This window comes from Algoriphagus aquaeductus, assembly GCF_003253485.1.
Lineage (GTDB): Bacteria > Bacteroidota > Bacteroidia > Cytophagales > Cyclobacteriaceae > Algoriphagus > Algoriphagus aquaeductus.
This window is the reverse complement of the sequence record NZ_QKTX01000009.1, coordinates 1-22,108: the sequence shown is the minus strand read 5'-3', so window position 1 is coordinate 22,108 and position 22,108 is coordinate 1. Positions and strand designations below refer to the sequence as shown.

14 protein-coding genes are annotated in these 22,108 nt (G+C 45.8%); 7 read left to right on the top strand and 7 right to left on the bottom strand.

The annotated features are described in order from the left end of the window. Positions 1-26: 26 nt before the first annotated feature. Together CLV31_RS12850 and CLV31_RS12845 are read right to left on the bottom strand one after the other, a co-directional pair. Positions 27-7,859 carry an MBG domain-containing protein gene (locus tag CLV31_RS12850; RefSeq protein ID WP_111393305.1) on the bottom strand — a complete coding sequence of 2,611 codons (7,833 nt, stop codon included), beginning with the start codon at positions 7,857-7,859 and terminating at the stop codon, positions 27-29. 317 nt (positions 7,860-8,176) lie between these two features. After that, positions 8,177-9,013, bottom strand: coding sequence for an alpha/beta hydrolase (locus CLV31_RS12845; protein WP_111393304.1), 837 nt, complete (start codon positions 9,011-9,013; stop codon positions 8,177-8,179). A 76-nt stretch (positions 9,014-9,089) separates the two neighbouring features. Between CLV31_RS12845 and CLV31_RS12840 the strand changes: the two genes are divergently transcribed. The 4 genes from CLV31_RS12840 (at position 9,090) to CLV31_RS12825 (ending at position 13,440) form a co-directional block, all read left to right on the top strand. Beyond that, the gene (locus CLV31_RS12840) at positions 9,090-10,295 is read left to right on the top strand and encodes a serine hydrolase domain-containing protein (protein ID WP_111393303.1); all 1,206 of its coding nucleotides are present in this window, start codon (positions 9,090-9,092) and stop codon (positions 10,293-10,295) included. A gap of 94 nt (positions 10,296-10,389) precedes the next feature. Beyond that, positions 10,390-11,502 carry an efflux RND transporter periplasmic adaptor subunit gene (locus CLV31_RS12835; protein WP_111393302.1) on the top strand — a complete coding sequence of 371 codons (1,113 nt, stop codon included), beginning with the start codon at positions 10,390-10,392 and terminating at the stop codon, positions 11,500-11,502. Beyond that, the gene (locus CLV31_RS12830) at positions 11,499-12,755 is read left to right on the top strand and encodes an ABC transporter permease (protein ID WP_111393301.1); all 1,257 of its coding nucleotides are present in this window, start codon (positions 11,499-11,501) and stop codon (positions 12,753-12,755) included. The genes CLV31_RS12835 and CLV31_RS12830 overlap by 4 nt, the downstream gene beginning before the upstream one ends. A 7-nt stretch (positions 12,756-12,762) precedes the next feature. Beyond that, positions 12,763-13,440 carry an ABC transporter ATP-binding protein gene (locus CLV31_RS12825; protein WP_111393300.1) on the top strand — a complete coding sequence of 226 codons (678 nt, stop codon included), beginning with the start codon at positions 12,763-12,765 and terminating at the stop codon, positions 13,438-13,440. 123 nt (positions 13,441-13,563) lie between these two features. On the opposite strand, the gene CLV31_RS12820 is transcribed toward CLV31_RS12825, so the two are convergent. Both CLV31_RS12820 and CLV31_RS12815 read right to left on the bottom strand, forming a co-directional pair. Next, positions 13,564-14,637: an agmatine deiminase family protein gene (locus CLV31_RS12820; protein WP_111393299.1), complete on the bottom strand. Its 1,074-nt coding sequence runs from the start codon at positions 14,635-14,637 to the stop codon at positions 13,564-13,566. Between the two features lie 3 nt (positions 14,638-14,640). After that, entirely contained in the window at positions 14,641-15,516 is an 876-nt protein-coding gene (locus CLV31_RS12815; RefSeq protein ID WP_111393298.1) for a carbon-nitrogen hydrolase, read from the bottom strand. A 648-nt stretch (positions 15,517-16,164) separates the two neighbouring features. On the opposite strand from CLV31_RS12815, the gene CLV31_RS12805 reads away from it, so the two are divergent. Both CLV31_RS12805 and CLV31_RS12800 read left to right on the top strand, forming a co-directional pair. Next, positions 16,165-16,767, top strand: a complete 603-nt coding sequence (locus CLV31_RS12805; RefSeq protein ID WP_111393296.1) for a hypothetical protein — start codon at positions 16,165-16,167, stop codon at positions 16,765-16,767. A gap of 406 nt (positions 16,768-17,173) precedes the next feature. Continuing rightward, a complete protein-coding gene (locus CLV31_RS12800; RefSeq protein ID WP_111393295.1) occupies positions 17,174-17,575 on the top strand; it encodes a hypothetical protein in 402 nt (133 codons plus the stop codon). 368 nt (positions 17,576-17,943) lie between these two features. Here CLV31_RS12800 and CLV31_RS12795 read toward each other — a convergent pair whose 3' ends face one another. The 3 genes from CLV31_RS12795 to CLV31_RS12785 form a co-directional block, all read right to left on the bottom strand. Next, entirely contained in the window at positions 17,944-18,285 is a 342-nt protein-coding gene (locus tag CLV31_RS12795) for a type II toxin-antitoxin system PemK/MazF family toxin (protein ID WP_111393294.1), read from the bottom strand. Continuing rightward, positions 18,269-18,505 (bottom strand): hypothetical protein, encoded by a 237-nt coding sequence (locus CLV31_RS12790; protein ID WP_111393293.1) that lies wholly within the window; start codon positions 18,503-18,505, stop codon positions 18,269-18,271. The genes CLV31_RS12795 and CLV31_RS12790 overlap by 17 nt, the downstream gene beginning before the upstream one ends. Positions 18,506-18,763: 258 nt before the next feature. Then, complete coding sequence (locus tag CLV31_RS12785) at positions 18,764-19,903, bottom strand: ATP-binding protein (RefSeq protein WP_111393292.1); 1,140 nt, start codon at positions 19,901-19,903, stop codon at positions 18,764-18,766. 218 nt (positions 19,904-20,121) lie between these two features. Between CLV31_RS12785 and CLV31_RS12780 the strand changes: the two genes are divergently transcribed. After that, positions 20,122-21,957: an alpha/beta hydrolase-fold protein gene (locus CLV31_RS12780; RefSeq protein WP_111393291.1), complete on the top strand. Its 1,836-nt coding sequence runs from the start codon at positions 20,122-20,124 to the stop codon at positions 21,955-21,957. The last annotated feature ends 151 nt before the right edge of the window (positions 21,958-22,108 follow it).

Genomic DNA, 22,108 nt, shown 5'->3' with positions numbered 1-22,108 from the left:
TGGACAATCCCCGGTTTTCAATTGGCTTATTTTCGGATCAGGTTCAGTATTCCTCTTCTGGACTCCCCGTTTTCTCTGGTTTCCAGCACCCATATATAGGCACCTGTCGGAAGTTCTTTCCCTTCGAAAGTTCCGTTCCAGCGGATGTCGGCATCTTCTGTGTAGAAGACTCTTCTGCCATCCCGGTCAAACACCTGCACCCGCGCCCCGGTGAAGAATCTCATGTCCGGCAATCCCCAGGTATCATTGACTCCGTCACCATCCGGGGTGAAGGAATTGTAGACCGTCAGTTCGGACAGGTCTTTCCGCACCCGTTGAATCCGGAAGGATTTTTCAAGGATGTTTCCATCCCGGTCGGTAACCCGTACCTGTACGGTAAACTCTGTTCGCCCGGCGGCCTCGTCCGAAGAGCTCCAAAACAGAATATCCGATTTGATCTCAAAGAAGGCATTGTCTGCCTGGCCGGGAATCAATTCGATGGTATGGATTCGATCGACCGGATCAATCACAAGGAACGCACCGACGGCCACGAAATAGTCCGTTCCGGCTGGAGCAAAGGTGTTGTTGGAAAGCAACAAGTCCTGTGGATTGGCTTTTGGCAACACGATTACTCTTTGCACTGCTTTTTGCCCTGCCGGATTCAAAATACCCGCCGGAAGATTCACCGTTCCAAAGAGTGTGTAAGTACCCCTCTTCAGCAGATTTAAGGTGGATCTATCCCAAACCACCGGATAGCGAAGGATTTGCCCGTCCTGAGTCAGTATATCTACTTGACCTGGGAGCGTTGGATCTACTGACCAAGGGGTGGTAATCTCTCCTCCGGAAAGAATCTCCGCCAATGTTGCAGGAAGAATTTCCAAATCGGATCCGACGAACTCAATCTGGTAATTGGCATTGGCAGCGAGCGTCCCCTGATTTATCGCATAGACTCCTACCGTTTCGCCCGCAACCCGTTCCAAACCGCCACTCAGGATCGCTTCGGTATCCGACAGCTTAAATCCTGTAACTGTAAAAGTCAACACCGGATCCACATTGCCAAAGATTTTGCTTTTTGGTTCGGCGTTGATTTTCAACAGCGCTTTCCCAATGGTCAGGGTACCGTTTACAAGCGTGATCGTATAGTTCTGGTCTTCACTGCCTGTCAAGGTAATCGGATAGGTACCCACATTCGAGCTTTGTGTTGCCGTCGTGCTGATGCCCGGTTCGGTGGCCACTTTCGTGTCGCCGTTAACTAGACCATCGTAGGTGAAGGTCAATGGAGGATTCGCTTCTCCGTAAGTCTTGGACTTATCGTTTGCGGTTATCGTCAAGTCCTTCTTGCCGATCGTTAAGGTTCCATTCACTAGTGTGATCGTATAGTTCTGGTCTTCACCGCTTGTCAAGGTAATCGGATAGGTACCTGCATTCGAGCTTTGTGTTGCCGTCGTGTTGATGCCCGGTTCGGTGGCCACTTTCGTTTCGCCGTTGACTAGGCCATCGTAGCTGAAGGTCAAGGCCGGGTTTTCCTCTCCGTAAGTCTTGGACTTGTCGTCTGCGGTGATCGTCAAGTCCTTCTTACCGATCGTTAAGGTCCCATTCACTAGTGTGATGGTATAGTTCTGATCTTCACCACCAGCTAACGTGATCGGATACGTACCCGCATTTGAGCTTCGTGTCGCCGTCGTGCTGATGCTCGGTTCGATGGTCACTTTCGTGTCTCCGTTGACTAGGCCATCGTAGGTGAAGGTCAAGGCCGGGTTTGCCTCTCCATAAGTCTTGGACTTATCGTTTGCGGTGATCGTCAAGTCCTTCTTACCGATCGTTAAGATCCCATTCACTAGTATAATGTTGTAGTTCTGATCTTCACCACCAGCTAATGTGATCGGGTAAATTCCAACATTTGAACTCTGAGTCGCCGTCGTGATGATGCCCGGTTCGGTAGCCACTTTCGTGTCTCCGTTGACTAGGCCATTGTAAGTGAAGGTCAGTGCTGGGTTTGCCTCTCCGTAGGTCTTCTGCTTGTCATCGGCCGTGATGGTAAGAGCTTTCTTGTCCACGGTCAGGGTACCGTTTACCAGCGTAATGGTATAGTTCTGATCTTCACCACCAGCTAACGTGATCGGGTAAGATCCCGCATTCGAGCTCTGAGTCGCCGTCGTGCTGATGCCCGGTTCGGTAGCCACTTGCGTGTCTCCGTTCACCAATCCATTGTAAGTGAAGGTCAAGGCCGGGTTTGCCTCTCCGTAGGTCTTAGACTTGTCATCTGCAGTGATGGTTACCGCTTTTTTGTCCACGGTCAGGGTACCGTTTACCAGCGTGATCGTATAGTTATCATCTGATCCGCCTGTCAAGGTAATCGGATAAGTACCTGCATTCGAGCTTTGTGTCGCCATCGTGCTGATGCCCGGTTCGGTAGCCACTTGCGTGTCTCCGTTGACTAGGCCATCGTAGGTGATGGTCAGTGCAGGGTTTGCCTCTCCGTAAGTCTTCTGTTTGTCATCTGCCGTGATCGTCAGAGCTTTCTTGTCCACAGTAAGGGTACCGTTTACCAGGGTGATCGTGTAGTTCTGGTCTTCGCCGCCCATTAACGTAATCGGATAGGTACCCGCATTCGAGCTTTGGGTCGCCGTCGTGCTGATGCCCGGTTCGGTAGCCACTTGCGTGTCTCCGTTCACCAATCCATTGTAAGTAAAGGTCAAGGCCGGGTTTGCCTCTCCGTAAGTCTTGGACTTGTCGTCTGCAGTAATAGTGACCGCTTTCTTGCCAACAGTCAGTGTGCCTTTTTCATAGGTGATCTCGTAGTTGGATAGGCCGGGGCCATCTGCTTCTGAAATCAGGATGTCGTAGGTGTTTACTGTTGCCGTGGCCGGAGCGCCTGTCGAAGTGATCGTGGCGGAAGTGACTGCGTCTTCGTTGGTCAAACCTTCGGTGGTGAACTCGGTACCCGCAAAGGTGTAAGCTGTTCCGTAGGTCTTGCTGTCGCTGTTTGCTGTGATCGTCAAGGCTTTCTTGCCTACGGTCAGCGTTCCTTTTTCATAGGTGATCTCGTAGTTGGATAGGCCGGTGCCTTCCGCTTCTGAGATCAGGATGTCGTAGGCGTTTACTGTTGCTGTAGCCGGAGCGCCTGTGGAAGTCAGGGTCACTGAAGTCACGGCATCGCCTTCTTCCAGTTCTTCGGTTGTAAATTCCGTTCCTTCAAAGTTGTAGGTATCACCGTAGGTTTTGCTGTCGCTGTTAGCCGTGATCGTCAAGGCTTTCTTGCCTACGGTCAGCGTTCCTTTTTCATAGGTGATCTCGTAGTTGGACAGGCCGGTGCCATCTGCTTCTGAAATCAGGATGTCGTAGGTATTTACTGTTGCTGTAGCCGGAGCGCCTGTGGAAGTCAGGGTCACTGAAGTCACGGCGTCACCTTCCTCCAGTCCATCGGTTGTAAATTCCGTTCCTTCAAAGTTGTAGGTATCACCGTAGGTTTTGCTGTCGCTGTTAGCCGTGATCGTCAAGGCTTTCTTGCCTACGGTCAGCGTTCCTTTTTCATAGGTGATCTCGTAGTTGGACAGGCCGGTGCCATCTACTTCTGAAATCAGGATGTCGTAGGTGTTTACTGTTGCCGTGGCTGGTGCGCCGGTAGAAGTCAGGGTCACTGAAGTCACGGCATCGCCTTCTTCCAGTCCATCTGTCGTAAATTCCGTTCCTTCAAAGTTGTAGGTATCACCGTAGGATTTGCTGTCGCTGTTTGCTGTGATCGTCAAGGCTTTCTTGCCAACAGTCAGTGTGCCTTTTTCATAGGTGATCTCGTAGTTGGATAGGCCGGTGCCATCTGCTTCTGAAATCAGGATGTCGTAAGTATTCACCCCTGCCGTAGCCGGTGCTCCTGTCGAAGTGATCGTGGCGGAAGTGACTGCGTCTTCGTTGGTCAAACCTTCGGTGGTGAACTCGGTACCCGCAAAGGTGTAAGCTGTTCCGTAGGTCTTGCTATCGTCCTTGGCCGTGATGGTCAAGGCCTTCTTTCCTACTGTAAGTGTTCTTTCTATATTTTCTGCGGGGAATCGTGAATCATCACCTGCTTGTGAGGCCGTGATTGTCGTACTTCCAGCTTTTAGAACAAAAGCCTGATTACCAGTGATGCTTACTACCGTTGGGTCTGCAGCGGTATAGGTTACGGTCAGACCTTGATCGGTTTCGGCATTACCTAGTGTAAAGGTCGCATCTCCGTAGGTCTTTTCGGCAATTTCAGGGAAGGTGATCGTTTGAGGAAGCGTACTGCGTTCCAGTCCTGGTATCGGATTGACCTCCAAATCAGTTCCAGGAATATCATAAGTAAATCCTCGGAGGTAAGGATAGGAAATATATCCTCCATCGACGGCGGCTACTTTTATATTCCACACCGTATCAAAATCCCATTCGGCATCCAAGAAAAGTGCCTTTTCTTTTAATTCCGCAGTCAATAAACCTGTACCGCCCCCTTGATTTTCCTCCTGCCCAGTCAGTGTTTTATCCCAGAAAGACTGAGTGATCGTACCTTGCTGGGCAATTCCGGTCAATCCACCCACATTTAAACCCATTCCAACAACACTTCCAAAAGCATAGGAATTGGTCAAAGCCAATTCATAACTGTAGCCTATGATTCCACCTACATAATTGGAAGTACCAGTAACTGCAACTTCAGAATAGGAATTATGAATCTTTGGATAGTAGCCCTGACCAACAAGGCCTCCGATATAATTGGTCCCAGAAACAATTCCTTTTGCATAGGACTTGCTTATTTTTAAATCAGAACCATAACTCTCATAATAACCGACTAGTCCTCCTAATGACTGCCTCCCTGAGATAGACACATTTGCAAAACTGCTTTCAATTTTGCCTTCATATAATTCACCTAAAAATCCTCCCAAATAATACTTTCCGGACACGACTCCTTTGACAGAAGAATTTAATATCGTTGTATTATATCCTCCACCTGCCAGAAGCCCACCATAGTATTCCATGGAGGTGAGATTGCCATTGATCACTTGGATATTTTCAAAATTCAGATTATCCACATACCCAGCAAAAAATCCTGAATTACCCCTCCCATTAATTACAAAGTCTTTGGCAACTATATTTTTGACAACTCCATAATACAAATACCGGAAAATGCCATTCTCCCAATTAGTTGGCCGATTGATGTTCAGATCTGCAATCTCAAATCCTTTTCCATCTAACACGATAAAATTGACATACCCACCTGGCTCCCAGCCCAACCCTTCATTCGCGGTTTCTGATGCATAGTTTTCATACCCGCTGCTTGAAGCATCAAGATCATTGGTTAACACAAAATACTTTCTGGCTGTGGGCCCTGTTCCACTGAAAAATCGAATATTATAAAGGTGCTGCCAGTTGGAGATTTGATAAGGATCCGATTCTGTCCCCGCACCTCCGGCAAAAAACTCCTTGGTATTTTCTACAGTCATCGCTCCACTAGTTGTATTCCCGGATGCGTCGGTGACCTTATAGGTGATCGTTGTATTTCCCGGAGCAAAAGAAAATGTCCCCACCTGTCCCAGCCCGGAATTAGTATGGGCACCGGACATTTGCCAAGAAAGGGTCGAACCTGAACAATTGTCTCCGAAAACCACATCAGGAATTGTGGTCTGCCAATTATTGGAACTCTCGGATTCTCCGGAAAGATTTGCCAATCCAGAGATAAAGGGCTCTTGATTATCTTCTACCGTGACAAGCTGGCTTTTGACAGTTTCATTTCCTGACGCATCTGCAGCGGTCCATTCAATGGTAATTTCACCGCGTTCCAACTCGATTCCAGCCAAAGAATTGCTACCTGAAGCATATTCCTGAATGTATTCGTGGGGGCCAAAGCTGATTTTGATATCGTCCCAAGAAACCGCAGCTCCACCGGAGAAAACCACTCTCCAAGATCCTGAACTGTAATTAGTGTTTTGGTTAAAACTCAGGACCTGCTGTGTGACCGTATTGGTAAAAGTCCCGGTGATGTTGGTGCCGTTATCGACAAAACTTACGATGACAGGATTGGAATAAAATGAATTACCGGGCCGACCATCGAAGCTCGTTGAGGATAGATTCGTTTGGCCATTGTTAAAATTATGGATTCTGAAATAAAGGCTGTTGGTAGGCTCATTGGATGAACTTGTGTTTTTGAGTCCAGTACTCCGAGTCCCAATGAATGCGAGTCCAGTTCCGGCAAAACGAAGTGTTGCTGTCACATAGACCGGATTTTCTGCCGTGGGAATAAAATCAGCGACCGTTCGTAAGGTACCCCGGTCATCTCCTCCCCCGGTACTACGGTATGCTCCACTGACCACTCCCCCTGTGGGAGAGCCGATTTCAAAATTTGCAGGATTCCAAGCACCAGAGTTAAAATCCTCGGAAATCAGATCTGGGCTGGGAAGCAGTTTTTGCAAAGAATAAGTAAGAGAAGCCAGGCTTCCACTGTTGTCTGTAGCGGTAATCGGATCAAATTCTGTCCCCTGAACGGTGTAGCTGCATTCATCAAGATCGGTATTACGATTGGCATCCGCGGGGAGTATTAAAACCGGATCAGTATCATCATTGGGAGTAAGAGTTTCAAAACTCACCACTCCCCCATAGCTCGTCCCCTGACTATTGGTGGCATAGGCTTGATAATAGTAAGTCGTAGAAGAACTTAGACCCGAAACTGCTTCACTGAAAGTACCGGTTCCCAAACCATCAGCTACCTGGATTACTCCCCCTTCTCCTAAGGTTGGGGTATTGTCTGATGAGGAATAAACAAATCCTCTAGCGGTTACTGCCGCGCCTCCGTCTGAAGTGACATTCCCATTCAAGGTGGCTTCTGACGAAGTTATACTTGTAGCCGTACTTGTGGTTAATGTTGGTGAGGTAAAAGAAGCGGCCGGACCAATTTCCAAATCGTCAATCCTGAAATTCTGAAAGGATGTGCCAACAACAGAAAACTCTATTCTAATCTCATCTACATTTGAAAATCCAGAGATAGAAGTAAAATCATCCGTGTACATCGTACCCGAAATCATATTGTTCCGACTTAGACTTGCTCCGGTGACTAAAGAACCATCTTTATACCCTTGATAAGTAATATCCCAATCTGTAAAAGACCCAAAGGGTTGAACTTTTATTGATTTAAATGAGAATTCTCTGTTATCATTTGACTTGATAATTGCCCTGGCAAGATTCGCATTGGGGCTGGTACCCACTCCCTGGATAATGAGTAATTCATTTCCGCTGATTGAAGTACCGGAAACTCTAGCTGTATGCGTTGGATCAATGGTTACAGAGGTAAAGTCAAAACACTCCACAGTAGCAGTAGCAGAACCAGTTCCTGAAGCCAATTGGGTGAACGATGTATATAAACCTTCAAAATCAGTGACCCCAACAGCTGGTGCACAACCCAAAACCGTTGTAACAAAACTTTCCACTCCCACATAAGAGGTCCCTACACTATTGGTTGCATAGGCTTGGTGATAATAAGTAGAAGATGAACTTAAACCTGATATCGCTTCACTAAAGGAACCCACACCCGTACCATCAGCTATTTGGGTTACTCCTCCCTCCCCTAATTTTGGGGTATTATTTTCAGATGGCGTTCCGTCAAAATTTGCTGCGAATACAAAAAAAGTTTTGTTGAAGGCTGAGAAAGAATGATTGTCACTGATTTCTTGACACCCAGTAAGTCCTTGATCATCAAAACTTAACGTGCTGCTTTGTGCATTTACTTGAAAAAAAGAAGTAAGGATAAAAAGCAACCCCGCTAAAATCCCTTGTTTTTTTAATCTAAAAACACTTGTCAAGCAATTCAGAAAAGGAAATGGACTGGTTGGAGATAATCCCATGGAAGGGAGGGGGCAAAAGACCGTAGAGCGTAGCTTCATTTAGGTGAAGATTGATGGTTAACTTCATTTCAAATAATCACCTAAACAAGGGCATTAATCCTTCTTATTCCATTCACCTAATGATTCAAAGTATGTTTTTGAATCATTAGGTAAATGAAGTACAGCGTAAGAGGAAAAAAATGAGCTCAAACAATCTAAAAGGACCGAGCAATCCTGATAGGGATGATGCTTGATTCTCTAAATTCGTACGAAGACTAACAGCATTTTATTTGGGAATGGTAAAATAGGATACAGTCTCCTGTCCATGCCTCGGATTCCAGCCAAATCCCTTCATGCCAACTTTTGGTAATGTCCCCTCACCCCCTCTCTTTCACCCAATCCACCACTGTTTGGATGAGTTCCTCCCGGTCGTGGTCATGAATCAGTTCATGATATCCGCCAGGAAATAGCCGCAGGTTCTTGTCCTCGCTTTGTACTTTTTGGACAAAGAGCTCCGAGCCTTTGGGATTGGTCAGCCCATCATCCGTACCATGTAGGAGCAGAACCGGCAGTTCAAAAGAGGCTGCCTCGGCTTGGATTATCTGCATCATCTGATATACTTCATGGGCTGTACGGGCAGGAATGGCTTGGGTATAGTTGAGTGGGTCGGAAAGGTAGGAATGCACCTCCTCGGGAATTCTCGAAATCCGCGATGGGTCGAGTTTGAGGGCTTTCAGTCGGGGCAGCCATTTGCTGAGCATTCCTGACACTGCAATCAGGAGTTTGGAAGTACCTTCTGCCTCTTTGATTGCCGGAGAGCTAAGGATTACCCCTGCTGCATTGGGTTGATACTTGATCACATAGGCGGCAGCCATTCCTCCTCCCATGCTGTGCCCATAGAGAAAAGTAGGAAGACCCGGCAGGTAGGCACGCACTTTTCCATATAGCGCATCGATATCCTCCAGGTAGTCCCGATAGGAGGAAAAGTAGGCATCAGGCCCTCCCTCCACCGACCTGCCATGACCCCGCCCATCGAAAGTGAAGACTGCGATCCCCTCGGCTACAAGCTTTTCTACCAAGGCGGAATATCGCCCGCTATGCTCACCCAAACCATGAATCAGTAAAAGCCCTGCTTTCGGCTCATCGGGCAGCCATGCCTGAAGGTAGAGTTTGAGTCCGTCATGGGTCTGGTAGGAGGTCTCGAGGTGCTTCATGGATATAGATTGATCGGTTGAAAATAGAAATTTGATTTGGATAAAAACTATCTTGAAACAAAATCAACCTGTACCTATGCGCAACCCAAAATTCCTACTCAGCAGTCTGTTTACCCTTTTGGTCATCGCTTCCACTTTTGGCCAGGCCAAGGTCTCGCCTGAACGCTTGCAGCGCTATGATTCCTATTTCCAAAAAGAAATCGACGCAGGACGCCTGCCCGGAGTGGTGACGCTACTCTACCGAAATGGAGAAAAAGCCCACGAATCTGCCTTGGGCTTCAGTGACCTATCATCCAAGACACCTATGCGGACCGATCAGATCTTTTTTATCCAGTCTATGACCAAACCCATCATCAGCACGGCATTTATGATGCTATATGAAGAAGGGCACTTTTTTCTAACAGATCCGATCTCGAAGTTTCTACCCGAGTTCAAGGAAATGAATGTAATCCTTGATCCTGCGAAAGGCTCTTCCGGAGGCACCGAACCAGCCAAATCTCCCATCACCATTGCCCAGATATTGAGCCATACGGCAGGATTTGTTCATGGTATCGGAGGCACCAAGCTTGATGAAGAGGTGGCTAGAGCAATCTACCTATCAGGGCCCAAAACCATTGAGGAAAGAGTCAAAGCACTCGCTTCGCTGCCCCTTGCCAGTCATCCGGGAGAAAAATGGAACTATTCTGCTTCACCCGATATTTTGGCTCGATTGATCGAGGTCATTACCGGTATGAACCCTGCCGAGTTTTTGAAAACCAGACTTTTTGACCCCCTTGGAATGAAAGACACAGGGTATAATTTGAATGAAGCTCAAAAAACCCGGATGGTTCAATTGCATAATTTCAATGAAGAAGGGGTCTTGGTCAAATCCCAAAGGCAAACCCCAACTTCGGGAAATACAGTCTATGGAGGTACTCATGGCCTTTTTTCCACAGTTCAGGATTATTCGCTTTTTGCGAGGATGCTCTTAAATGGAGGCGAATGGAATGGTCGCCGTTACCTCAGTCCCAAAACCATCGAGATCATGCGGATCAATCAGTCTGGGGAATTATTTCAAGATCCCGGCAAGGGATTCGGATTGGGGTTTGCAGTAGTGGATGACTTGGCCGCGACCAAGGCCACGGGTTCAGAGGGCGCATTTTACTGGAGTGGGGCCTATTGTACCTATTTTTTCATAGATCCCAAAGAAAACATGGTCGCCATCTTTATGACTCAAGTCAATCCATTTAGCTCGTATTATGAAAATAAGTTTAGGCAAATGATCTATCAGACGCTGGAGTAAGCAGGCCAACCTAAAATCAGGTGACCTGACTGATTTTTCTCAGGAAATTTACGCTGCAAGTTTTCTTACTTTAGGTATTGAACCCCACAAGACAATGAAAAATCCAGTTCATCTCCCGGTTTGGATTAAATTCTGTTTGGCATTAGGGGCCGTGATGGCTGTATCTTCATGCGGTTCGGGGGATACCGCCATTACCTATCCCAAAAGACAGACGATTTCGGAATCCGTGTATGCCTCAGGTTTAGTGAGAGCAAGGGATCAATATGAAGCTTTCACCCTGGCCAATGGTCCGATTCAGGAAATATTTGTTACAGAAGGGGACACCGTCAAAGTGGGTACTCCTTTACTCCAGATTTACAATGAAGCAGAAAAGCTCAGAAGGGAAAATGCTCAAATTGCCCGCTCCTATGCGGATCAGCAAGCCAATCAAAATCGGCTCAGAGAATTGACACTGGCGCTGCAATTGGCAAAAAGCACCCATCAAAATGATTCCCTTCTATTACTAAGGCAAAAAAACCTTTGGTCCAAAGGGATTGGGTCTGCGGTGGAACTGGAACAGCGCCAACTCAGGTATGAGAATTCCAAAACAGGCTTCCTATCTGCTCAACTCCGACTCGATGAACTGAAAAGGGAAATCGAGTTCAATACCAAAAACGCAGGCAAAAATCTGGAAATCAGCCAGGTAATGGAAAGCGAGTACCTGCTAAAAAGTAAACTAGACGGAATCGTATTCGCAATTTTAAAGGAAAAGGGAGAAATGGTCAGCCCTCAGACTCCACTGGCTATTCTTGGGAAAACGGGGGAATTTGTTCTGGAGCTCCAGGTAGATGAATTTGATATCGTCAAGGTGGAGCTTGGTCAAAAAGTACTGGTTTCCATGGACAGTTTCAAAGGGGAGGTTTTTGAGGCTGAGGTCACAAAAATCCATCCGATCATGGACTCCAAGACCAAGACCTTTACGGTAGAAGCACAGTTCAGCAAATCTCCTCCAAGATTATTTCCCAACCTGAGCTTGGAGGCCAACATCATTACCATGGTCCGGGAACAAAGTTTGGTGATTCCGAGAAGCCTGTTGTTTTTGGATAACAAAGTCATCACCGCGACTCATGATACGCTGGAGGTAAAAGTAGGTCTAAAAACCTATCAAGTGGTGGAGATATTGGAAGGAATAGATGAACAAACCGGGCTTATCCAACCTATTAGATGAATTGGTCACTGATATTGGAAATAGCCCGCGCATTGATGCTGGCACGGATCAAGCAAACCTTGATTGCTGCGGTTGGCGTGATGTTTAGCATCACCATGTTTGTGGCCTTGTTGGGCTTTATGAATGGGCTCAATGGGCTATTGGATGGATTGATTCTAAATCGAACTCCCCATATCCGGCTCTACAATGAGATCAAACCCAATCCCAATCAGCCGATTGATCAAAGCAGGGAATTTTCCGGAGGAGTCAATATTATCCGGTCGATCAAGCCGAGCACCAGCAGGCTTTCGATTTACAACAGTGCATCCATCATCCAAACCCTGGAATCTGATCCCCGAGTCCTTGGAGTCAGCCCAAAAATCTCCACTCAGGTATTTTTCAATGTTGGCACCATTGATCTCACCGGATTGGTCAATGGGATAGACGTGGAAAAAGAAGCTCAATTGTTTGCGTTTACCGATTATGTGACGGAGGGGAATTATGGGGATCTCAATCAAATCAATACCATCATTTTGGGTAAAGGGGCAGCCGACCGGATGTTGGCCTCCATCGGGGATGTAATCCAAGTGACCACCGCACAAGGTAATCGGATGCAGCTCAAGGTGGTAGGCTATTACCAAAGTGGATTGGGGGATTTTGACAATGTAAACAGCTATGCCTCACTTTCCACGGTTCAAAAAATGCTTGGAGAGCCCCCCTCCTACCTCACTGATATTCAGGTCAAATTGCACGATTTCAACCTTGCCCCTCCCATGGCGAGAGAGCTGGAAGAAGTTTTTGAAATAGATGCGGATGATATTCAAACGGTCAATGCTCAATTTGAAACCGGAACACAAATCCGAAATCTGATCAGCTATGCAGTGGGCATTACACTTTTGGTGGTTTCTGGATTTGGGATTTACAATATCCTGAACATGATGATCTACGAAAAGCTGGACACCATTGCCATTCTCAAAGCAATCGGATTCAGCCCGCAGGATGTCAATCGGGTATTTATTACCATCGCATTGAGCATTGGCTTGGTTGGTGGTGTTGCAGGGTTGATTTTTGGGTACTTGGCAGGACTTGCCATTGATCAGGTCCCATTTGAAACCCAGGCCTTGCCCACAATCAAAACCTTCCCCGTAGACTACAATCCCAAATATTATATTATCGGAGGCACTTTTAGTCTGATCACGACTTACCTCGCTGGATATTTCCCGGCTCGAAAAGCTTCAGGGGTGGATCCGGTAGAAATCATTCGGGGCAAATAAGTGGAAAATGTCTGTACTTGAGGCAAAAAATATCGATAAATTCTTCTTCAATGCCACGACAACCCAGGTTTTGAAAAAGGTAAGCTTCCAGATCGATCGGGGAGAATTTGTATCAGTGATGGGAAAGTCCGGTTGTGGTAAATCCACCTTGCTTTACATCCTTTCCACCATGGATACAGATTACAAAGGTGAACTGATTTTGGACGGAGAGCTTATCACCGGCAAATCCTCAGAATACCTTTCTCGGATTAGAAATGAGAAAATCGGGTTTGTGTTTCAGTTTCACTACCTGCTCCATGAGTTTTCAACCTTGGAGAATGTGATGATCCCGGCCTTAAAACTTGGGAAATATACCAGAGAAGAGATTGAGCACCGGGCAATGGAGAAGCTTCGGATATTTGACATGCAGGATCATGCACTGAAGAAAGCCAACCAACTTTCCGGGGGGCAAAAACAGCGGGTTGCTATCGCTAGAGCATTGATCAATGATCCTTTGTTGATCATGGGAGACGAGCCCACGGGCAATCTGGATAAGAAAAATTCGGACATCGTTTACGCCAAATTCAAAGAGCTGGCCCAGGACTTTGGTCAGACGATGCTGATCGTGACCCACGACCCTGAATTCGCCGCGGGCACCGACCGAACCATTGAGATGGAGGATGGCAGGGTGGTGAGTTTTGAGTAGGGACGTCACTGCGAGGAAGCACGACGAAGCAGTCTTTCAATATTTTTTCCCTTTATGAAGATTGCTTCGTGGCCATTACCTTCTGCTAAGGTTTTAACTTCCGATTAGCCCCTTGCAATGACGTTAGACTAGCGGTTCCTGCTGACTCAGACAATGAAACGAACCCAAACCCCAGATAATATCCGTGCTGTCGATTCCGATCACCCGCCTGCCAGGGAAGCAATCACTCAGGATATCGAGTGCTTTTTGGTCATTTTTATCCCGGAAAGTCGGTACCACCACTACCTCATTAGCGATATAGAAATTGGCATAGGAAGCAGGAAGTCGCTGATCTTCCCAAATGACAGGACTTGGCATTGGAAGCTCCACAATATTGAGTTGCTTACCGTTTTCCAGGCGCATTTTCTTAAGCATTTCAAGATTTTCGGCCAGAATCTCGTGGTTTTCATCGGCTTTGTTTTCCTCCACTACGGTCACCACGGTATCTTCATTCACAAATCGGGTGATGTCATCAATATGCCCGTCCGTGTCGTCTCCGATGATGCCATCTCCTACCCAAAGGATATGCTTCACCCCATAGTAATCACAGAGGTACTTTTCGATTTGGGCTTGGTTGAGGTGAGGATTACGGTTCTCATTCAGCAGACAAGCGGTTGATGTCAAGAGCGTTCCTTTTCCATTGAACTCGACCGAACCGCCTTCCATGACGATTCCGGGTTTGAAATAGGGAATTCCCAAGTGCTCCGCAATTTGAATCGGAATCTGATTATCCAGGTCGTGTGGCGGGTATTTTTCACCCCAGGCGTTGTAGTTCCACTTGACCAGCACTTTCTTGATTTCCGCATTGGGATTGATCAGGAAGGCGGGTCCATGATCCCGGCACCAAGCATCATTGGTTGGGAAAAAATGGAAAGCAATCTTACTCAAGTCTGCTCCAGCCTTTTCCAAATGTGCCAAAGCAAAGGCCTTCATGGCCTCATCAGCCACATTAATATTGACCTTCTGACCTTTGGCAACTTCTTTTATAAACTGGGAATACGGCGCAAAAATCGTCTCGATCTTACCCGGCCAGCTCGCTTCCTTATGTGGCCAACTCAGCCACATGGATTCCTGTGGGGCAAATTCAGCCGGAAAGTAATACCCCAACTCAGCCGGAGTCACCACCCCGGTTTTAGCCAATTCAAACAAATTCTTCATGGCTTATTCTTCGTCAAGGTAACGCTTGGTGATCGGAGCGTACGAGTCGATGCGTCGGTCTCTGAGAAAAGGCCAGTGCGTTCTATATCGGTCGGAACCCGTCAAATCCAATTCCTCCACGTGGATTTCTTCTTCCAAATGAGGGGCTTTATAGGTTACCCGGCCAAAGGCGTTGGACACAAACGAACCTCCCCAAAATTGCATCGGACCTTCGATGCCTGTCCGGTTGACGGAGACAACTGGAAGTCCATTAGCTACCGAGTGTGAACGCTGAATCGTCTGCCAGGCATTGTATTGATCCTCATTGGTCTGCTCATCCTGATGCAAGGCCCAGCCGATCGCAGTGGGATACACCAAAAAGTCAGCACCTTTCAAAGCGGTGATTCGAGCCGCCTCAGGATACCACTGATCCCAGCAAATGAGCACGCCTATTTTTCCGAATTTGGTAGGGAAAACCTTGTAACCCAAGTCGCCCGGAGTGAAGTAAAACTTCTCAAAATAGCCCGGATCATCCGGAATATGCATTTTTCGGTACTTGCCGAGATAAGTTCCGTCCGCATCCAAGACCGCCGTGGTGTTGTGATAAAGCCCTTCAGCCCGCTTTTCAAATAGGGAAGCCACGATCACTACGCCAAGTTCTTTGGCCAAGGCCCCGAGCGTATCGGTAGAGGGACCGGGGATGGCTTCGGCAAGCTTGAAGTTTTCGTAATCCTCTACATCGCAGAAGTAAAGGGATCTAAAAAGTTCCTGCAAGACCACGACCTGCGCGCCTTTTTGGGCGGCAATGCGGACGCCAGCGATGGTTTTCTCCATGTTGTCGGCCACATTCCCAGAGCAACTGAGCTGGACCAGACCTACTTTGACGGTTTTGTTTGCCACGGTGTACGGTTTTTGTTTAGGCCGCAAAGATACCTTTACAGGGGGGGAATGGCAAATGGGGAGGCAGGGAAGTTGGGAGGTATGGAGGGTAAGTTGTAAAAAGGAAGTAGTAAGTGGTGAAATGATCAATAATCAAATTTCAAGGCGAGGAAGTAATCAGCTGTTTTGAGTAGTTTTTTAGAATATGAAATACCCATGAGAAAATCCTTCTCACACAACTTATCCCGTCCGCCGCCGCGGATTGGGAGGGGAATGATTATCTAGGACATCCTCCCGATGAAAGATCTGGACAGGCTGCGGTAGGCAGGTCTGACCATTAAAAATCAAATTATAAACAAATGATTTACCAAAATCTAGAAGCTTTGATAACAATAAAACAGCTCAGTTTGAATTAGATTTTGAATTTTCAGGAGAGCCAATTCGCTGGTTCGGCCTAATGAAGCTAGACTAATTTTAACCTCAGAGCTTCCGTCCTTTTAAAAACAAACGGTTTTTATTTGAAAACGAAATGCATAAAAATGAATATTAATTTCATAAATTGAATTTTTTCTTTAAATTCCTTCTTGGAAATATGCAATCGCATCGGTACCACTCCCTGTGGTTTATCTGTTTTTTTAGTTTCAATTACACATTTTAAAAACCAAGCCTATGTTTCTCTTAACCAGAAAAAGTCCATTTGGACTGTTAATTATTGCCATTTGTGTGGCAATGGTAAGTTGTATCCCTGATACTGGTATTGATCCTGTATTGGATCAGGAAATAGAATCTGAAATGAATGTGGAATCTTGGGATGAAAATCCCGTCGCCAACCTGAAAATGGACCCCGAAACGTTAAGACTTTTGTCAGCGCTAAGGGAATCTACCAGCCAATTTCATCAATTCCAATGGGCCTTAGATGCTGGATTTGAAATGGGTTCTCACTGTGTGGAAATTCCGGGGCTCGGAGAAATGGGGTATCACTATGTAAATTTCCCGGGAATATTTGGGGAATATGATCCGAGTATGCCACAGGCATTACTTTACGAACCCATGAAAAATGGAAAAATGAGATTAGTTGGGGTTGAGTTCGTCTTGGATAAAGCCACTTGGGATGCGGCCAACGAAGAGCCTCCCTTTTTTGGAAGCCGGGAGTTTGACTTCGACAATGCCATCGCGCTTCCTTTCCCTAACTACCAATTGCATATTTGGATTTGGAAGAATAATCCCAGTGGGATTTTTGAAAAATTCAATCCTACGGTTTCTTGCCAGTAATTTCAAAAAGCTGTCCTACGATTTAGGACAGCTTTTTTAGGTTTTGCAATTAGAATAATCTGACCCTCTGACTAGATAAAGTTTTTTGAAAATTTCCCGAATAAAAGTCTGAAAAGTGGTATATCAGATTCGTAGGGGCTCTTTCCAATACAAGCCGTATCGTCTCGATAATTTGATTTTCGGAAAAGTTTATCGGACTATCCAATCCCTTGAGGTTTCTGTTTTCGCATGACTAGGTAACTTCTCTAAAAAAAGGCTCTATTCTGAATTTTCGTATTTGGTAGTGGTTGCTAAATTGTTTGTCTTCCAATTCTTGTCCTGTGATCTTAAAAGTGGATGTTTCATGAGCTTAGTAAAAATGCATTTTGTCAGTAAACTTACCGGAACATTATTAATGTAATGACCTATGAGAAGTAAACCGGACATCATCGAACCTTATTTGAAAAAACTCGATGAAAAGAACTTCGATCTTTCTCATGTGAGAAAAGCTCTGGAAGAAAAGGATTATCCTGAAGAGGAAATTAAAGCCATCATCAAAATTCTGGATAATGAACTCCAACAAAGAGCTTTTGAAAAACTGAATAACGCCACCCGATTTAACTTGATGGGACTGGGACTTACGCTAACAGGAATAGGAATACTGGTGACCTTTGGTACTTTTTTGGGCTTTATTCCCAGTGGAAACTCGTTTATACTTGCTTATGGACCCATTTTAGGAGGAATTTCATTGTCAGTTTCTGCCTATTTCAGCAAAAAGAAAAACGGAGGTCGGGAAGGTAAATTCAGAAATCAGGGGCGAAAAAATTGAAACAGTGAATTCTATGATTTTACCATTCTTTGATATTCTTCAATACCATCCAATAAGAATTTTTAATCTAAATGCTTAATAATCCATCACCGTACCCAACTTTTCCCGTAGCTCCAAGGCCTTTTCCAAACTGAGTTTTCCGAGCTTTTCCAAAAATCGGCGGTTATCCTAGGCACGGAATTAATTCAAAAAAATCAATACTCACTCTTATCATCAGGAGATTAACCTCTGAATAAAAAAGATGAATATCTGTGCATCTGTGGCCAAGATTTGCCAAACCCCGTCTGGGAGTAGAAAGGTTCATTGGACTGGGTGGAATTTGCAATTCCACCCTAATATTTCAACCAATTTGTAATTGGTAAATTAGGTCAAAAATCCATCACCGCCCCCAATTTCTCCCTAAGCTCCAAAGCTTTTTCAGTATTGAGTTTTCCTAACTTTTCCAAAAATCGGCGGTTATCCAAAGCACGGATTTGATCTACCAAAATCTCTGAGCCTTTTTCCAATCCTGTGCCTTCCGAGTTTAAACGTACTCTTAGAATATTTTCTTCAGCTGAAAGTTGAGTGGTAATCGGGCAAATCAAGGTGGAAGGATGATCCAAGTGATTAAGTAAATTGGTCTGAATCACAACCGCAGGACGGATTTTTCCGGGTTCGGTACTTCGGGCAGGATTCAGATTAACCAACCAATTCTCATATTGCCTCTTCATCGATCAGCTGATCAAATTCCGCATTCACTTCCATGGAAAAGTCTCTGACCATTGCCGAAGCTTTAGCAAACGCCTTGGCCAATTTTTTTCGCTTATGATAGCGATTATAAAAATCCAAAGCTTCATTGATATACCTATTTCTTGAAATTCCCTTTTCCTTGAGAATATCCTCTGTTTCCTCAAAAACAGATTCATTGAGTTTTAAAGAAAGTGTTTTCATCTGCTGATAAATTGTTTTTTAGAGGTCAGATAGCCAGTCCCTTCCCGATAGCTATTGGGATCGGGAGAATCTCGCATGTCTTGACACCAAAATTGGTTGAAAAGCTATGAGTCATGCCTGTCTGCCTCAGGCAGGCTCGATTTCATTCTTCTAAAAAGTATTACCAAAGGTATATACCTTTTCCCAAGAAAGAATGTTCGGATTTTGAGGAATTGCCTTTGACAAACAGGCTAAAAAAAACCAAAAAACCACCCATAGTTAATACGGATATTTACCCAACCACTCCCAAAAGTTGTCCTTGTGGATCATTTGCAGCGGTTGGGGACTGTAAGTCTCCTCAAAAATTTTGGGATACTTCACCTTGGCCTTTGGATTCCACTTAAACTCAAACGGGTAGATTTTTCCGTCGATTTCCTCGATGTAGTCAATCTCTTGTCCTCGGACATTTCTCCAGAAGTATACCCTGCCATAAAAACCATGATAGTTGAGCAATTTGGTTCGCTCGGCAATCAGGAAATTCTCCCAAAGCCCTCCCACATCCGCGCGGGAAGCAAGCGTGGCAAAATTTCCAGTTATGCTATTCATAATCCCATTGTCCACAAAATACACTTTCCTGCTTGTGCTGATTTCCCCGCGGAGATTTCTGGAAAAGGGATTGATTCGCTGGATGATAAAGGCCTTTTCCAATAAATCCATGTAGTTTTGGACAGTTGCTTTGTCTGCTTGGACAGTCTGGGAGAGTTCGTTGAAACTAACCTCCGATCCAACTTGCCAAGCCAATGCCTGAAGGATTTTGGCCAAAAGCTCAGGTTTTCGAATCCCTTGAAAGTTTAGTAAATCCTTGTACAAATAACTGGAAGCCAGATTATTCAGAATTGGAATTTCGGCTCCCTCTTGAGTAACCACCTCCGGATAAGTACCAAAAACCAAAAACTTCTCCAAGGCTGAAAGGCAGTAGGGCATTCCCATACCTTGTACCAGTTCGGACCATGAGAGAGGAAATAAGCGATACTCCCATTTTCTTCCGGTAAGTGGTTCATATACCGAACTAGCCAACTCCAAAGCAGAAGAACCCGTGACAAGACACTGAATTCCCTCAAAATTATCGACAATGAGTTTGAGCGTTAGCCCTATTTGAGGAATCCGTTGGGCTTCATCCACGACCAACACTTGGAAGGAACCGATATATGCTTTCAAAAATGACAGGTTCGCATTTTGAAGTGCCTGTTGTGTAGTCAAATCATCCCCATTGAGGTACAAGAAAGGCTTCCCCAAGCTATCAGCCAGCCTTCTAACTAAAGTAGTTTTTCCTACTTGCCTCGGTCCCAAGAGTAAAATCACCTTCTTAAAGTCGATTTTTTGAGACAAAACCCTGAATAGTTCTCGTTGAATATGCATAATCAGAGATCATAATCCCCAAAAATACGTATTTTTGGGGATTACAATCCCCAAATATTCATTTTTCTCAAAGATCAGGACATTTAAGATCCTCCAAAATTTTATTGAGCGCTTTTTCCCTCAAGTTGAAAAAAATTCAATCTATCTGTGCATCTGTGGCCAAGATTTGCCAAACTCCCTATAAATCCTACTTTTAACCCAACCTAACCCATTAACCTATGAAAAAACTATTTCTATTTACGCTCCTGATTGGCTTGGGAGCATTTACCACCTTTGCCCAAAAAGGCACCAAAGAACGGATCAAAGTACACAGCAAAGCGCTCGAAGGAAATCTGATTGGAGATCCGGCAGATCGTGATGTGACCGTTTATCTTCCTCCCTCCTACGCCACCAATCCTGATAAACGCTTCCCTGTGCTGTACATGCTGCATGGGTTTACCGACACGGACTCCCAATGGTTTGGCTGGGAAAAGCACTGGATCAACCTGCAGGACGTGATCGAGCAATCCCTTGCTGAAGGACTTTCCAAAGAAATGATTGTGGTCATGCCCAATGCTTATAATAAGTTTAAAGGCAGCATGTATGCGAGTTCGGTCACGGTCGGCGACTGGGAAACCTTCGTCACCCAAGAACTTGTCCGCCATGTTGATGCCAACTACCTAACCATTCCAACCAAGGAAAGTCGAGGTCTTGCCGGGCACTCCATGGGAGGCTATGGTACCTTGCGCCTGGGAATGAAAAATCCGGATGTCTATTCCGCCATCTATGCCCTCAGCCCCTGCTGCATGGATGGAGGAGCCTCCACCAATCCGGAATTGATGAAAAAGCTGGAGACACTTACTCCCGACCAACTCCAAGCTACTTCCTTTTTTGAAATTGCAGCCTTGGCGACCTCGGCAGCTTTCGCTCCCAATCCCAAAAATCCTCCCCTTTACCTGGATCTTCCTGCCAAAAATGGAGAAGCTCGACAAGACGTGATCAACAAAATCATCGCCAACCGCACCCTCAACTTTGTAGACCAATACATTCTCAATCTCAAAAAACTCAAAGCCATCGCTATCGACGCGGGACTCCAGGATCGCGGAATCAGTGAAGCTACCAAAACCATGCACGAGGTTTTGGATTCCTACCAAATCACCCATTTTCACGAAAGCTACGAAGGAGATCACCTCAACCGGATTGCTGAGCGGATTCAGACCAAAGCGCTTCCCTTTTTCTCAGAAAACCTGGTCTTCCAAGCTCCCACAAAACCAGAGATCATCGAAAATGGAGGCCAAGGAAGCTTTCCTGCCATCATGACTTCTGCTACAAGTTTGCCTACGCATACCCTTTTTCAACCTCAGGATTTGTCCAAGTTTGGAGGCAAAGACAAACTCCCCGTCATCGCCTGGGGCAATGGGGCCTGCTTTGATTCCCCCTGGGAGCATATTAATTTTTTGAATGAAGTAGCGTCGCACGGTTTCTTGGTAATCGGAATTGGAACTATGCCCAAACAGACAGACATCCGCTCCAAATCTCACAAACTACTCGATGCCATCGACTGGGCCATCGCCCAAAATGCAGATCCGAATAGCCCCTATTTCCAAAAGCTAGATATCCAAAAAATAGCCGTAAGTGGCATGTCATGCGGAGGACTGCAAACGTTGGAAGTGGCCGGTGACCCAAGAATTACCACCATCGGGGTATTCAACAGCGGGGTATTAGGAAATCCCGGAGGAGGAATGCCTGGTATGGCTCAAGTCACCAAAGAAAAGTTGAACGATATCAAAGTTCCCACGCTCTACCTCTTGGGTGGAAAGTCGGATATAGCCTATGGCAACGGGATGGATGATTTTGCACGGATCAACCATGTGCCTGTCTTTGTCGGCAATCTCGAAGTGGGCCACGGCGGCACCTATGGCCAACCTTACGGAGGAGAATTTGCCCGGGTAGCGACTGCTTGGTACAAGTGGCAATTGAAAGGCGATCAAGAAGCTGGGAAGCTCTTTTCTGGAAAAACTCCCGGTTTGGCAAAATCAGAGGGTTGGGTGGTAGAAAAGAAAAATATGGATTGAGTCCCTTTTCAGGCCTACACGAGGAATGTACAACGGTAAAATCGCATTAGACCTGTCAGGTGGGGTGTAAAATATTTGATTTGAAATTAAATATTTTACACCCCATTTTAGTATATTCCATAGTCTAAATTTATTGACCTATGGAAGATGA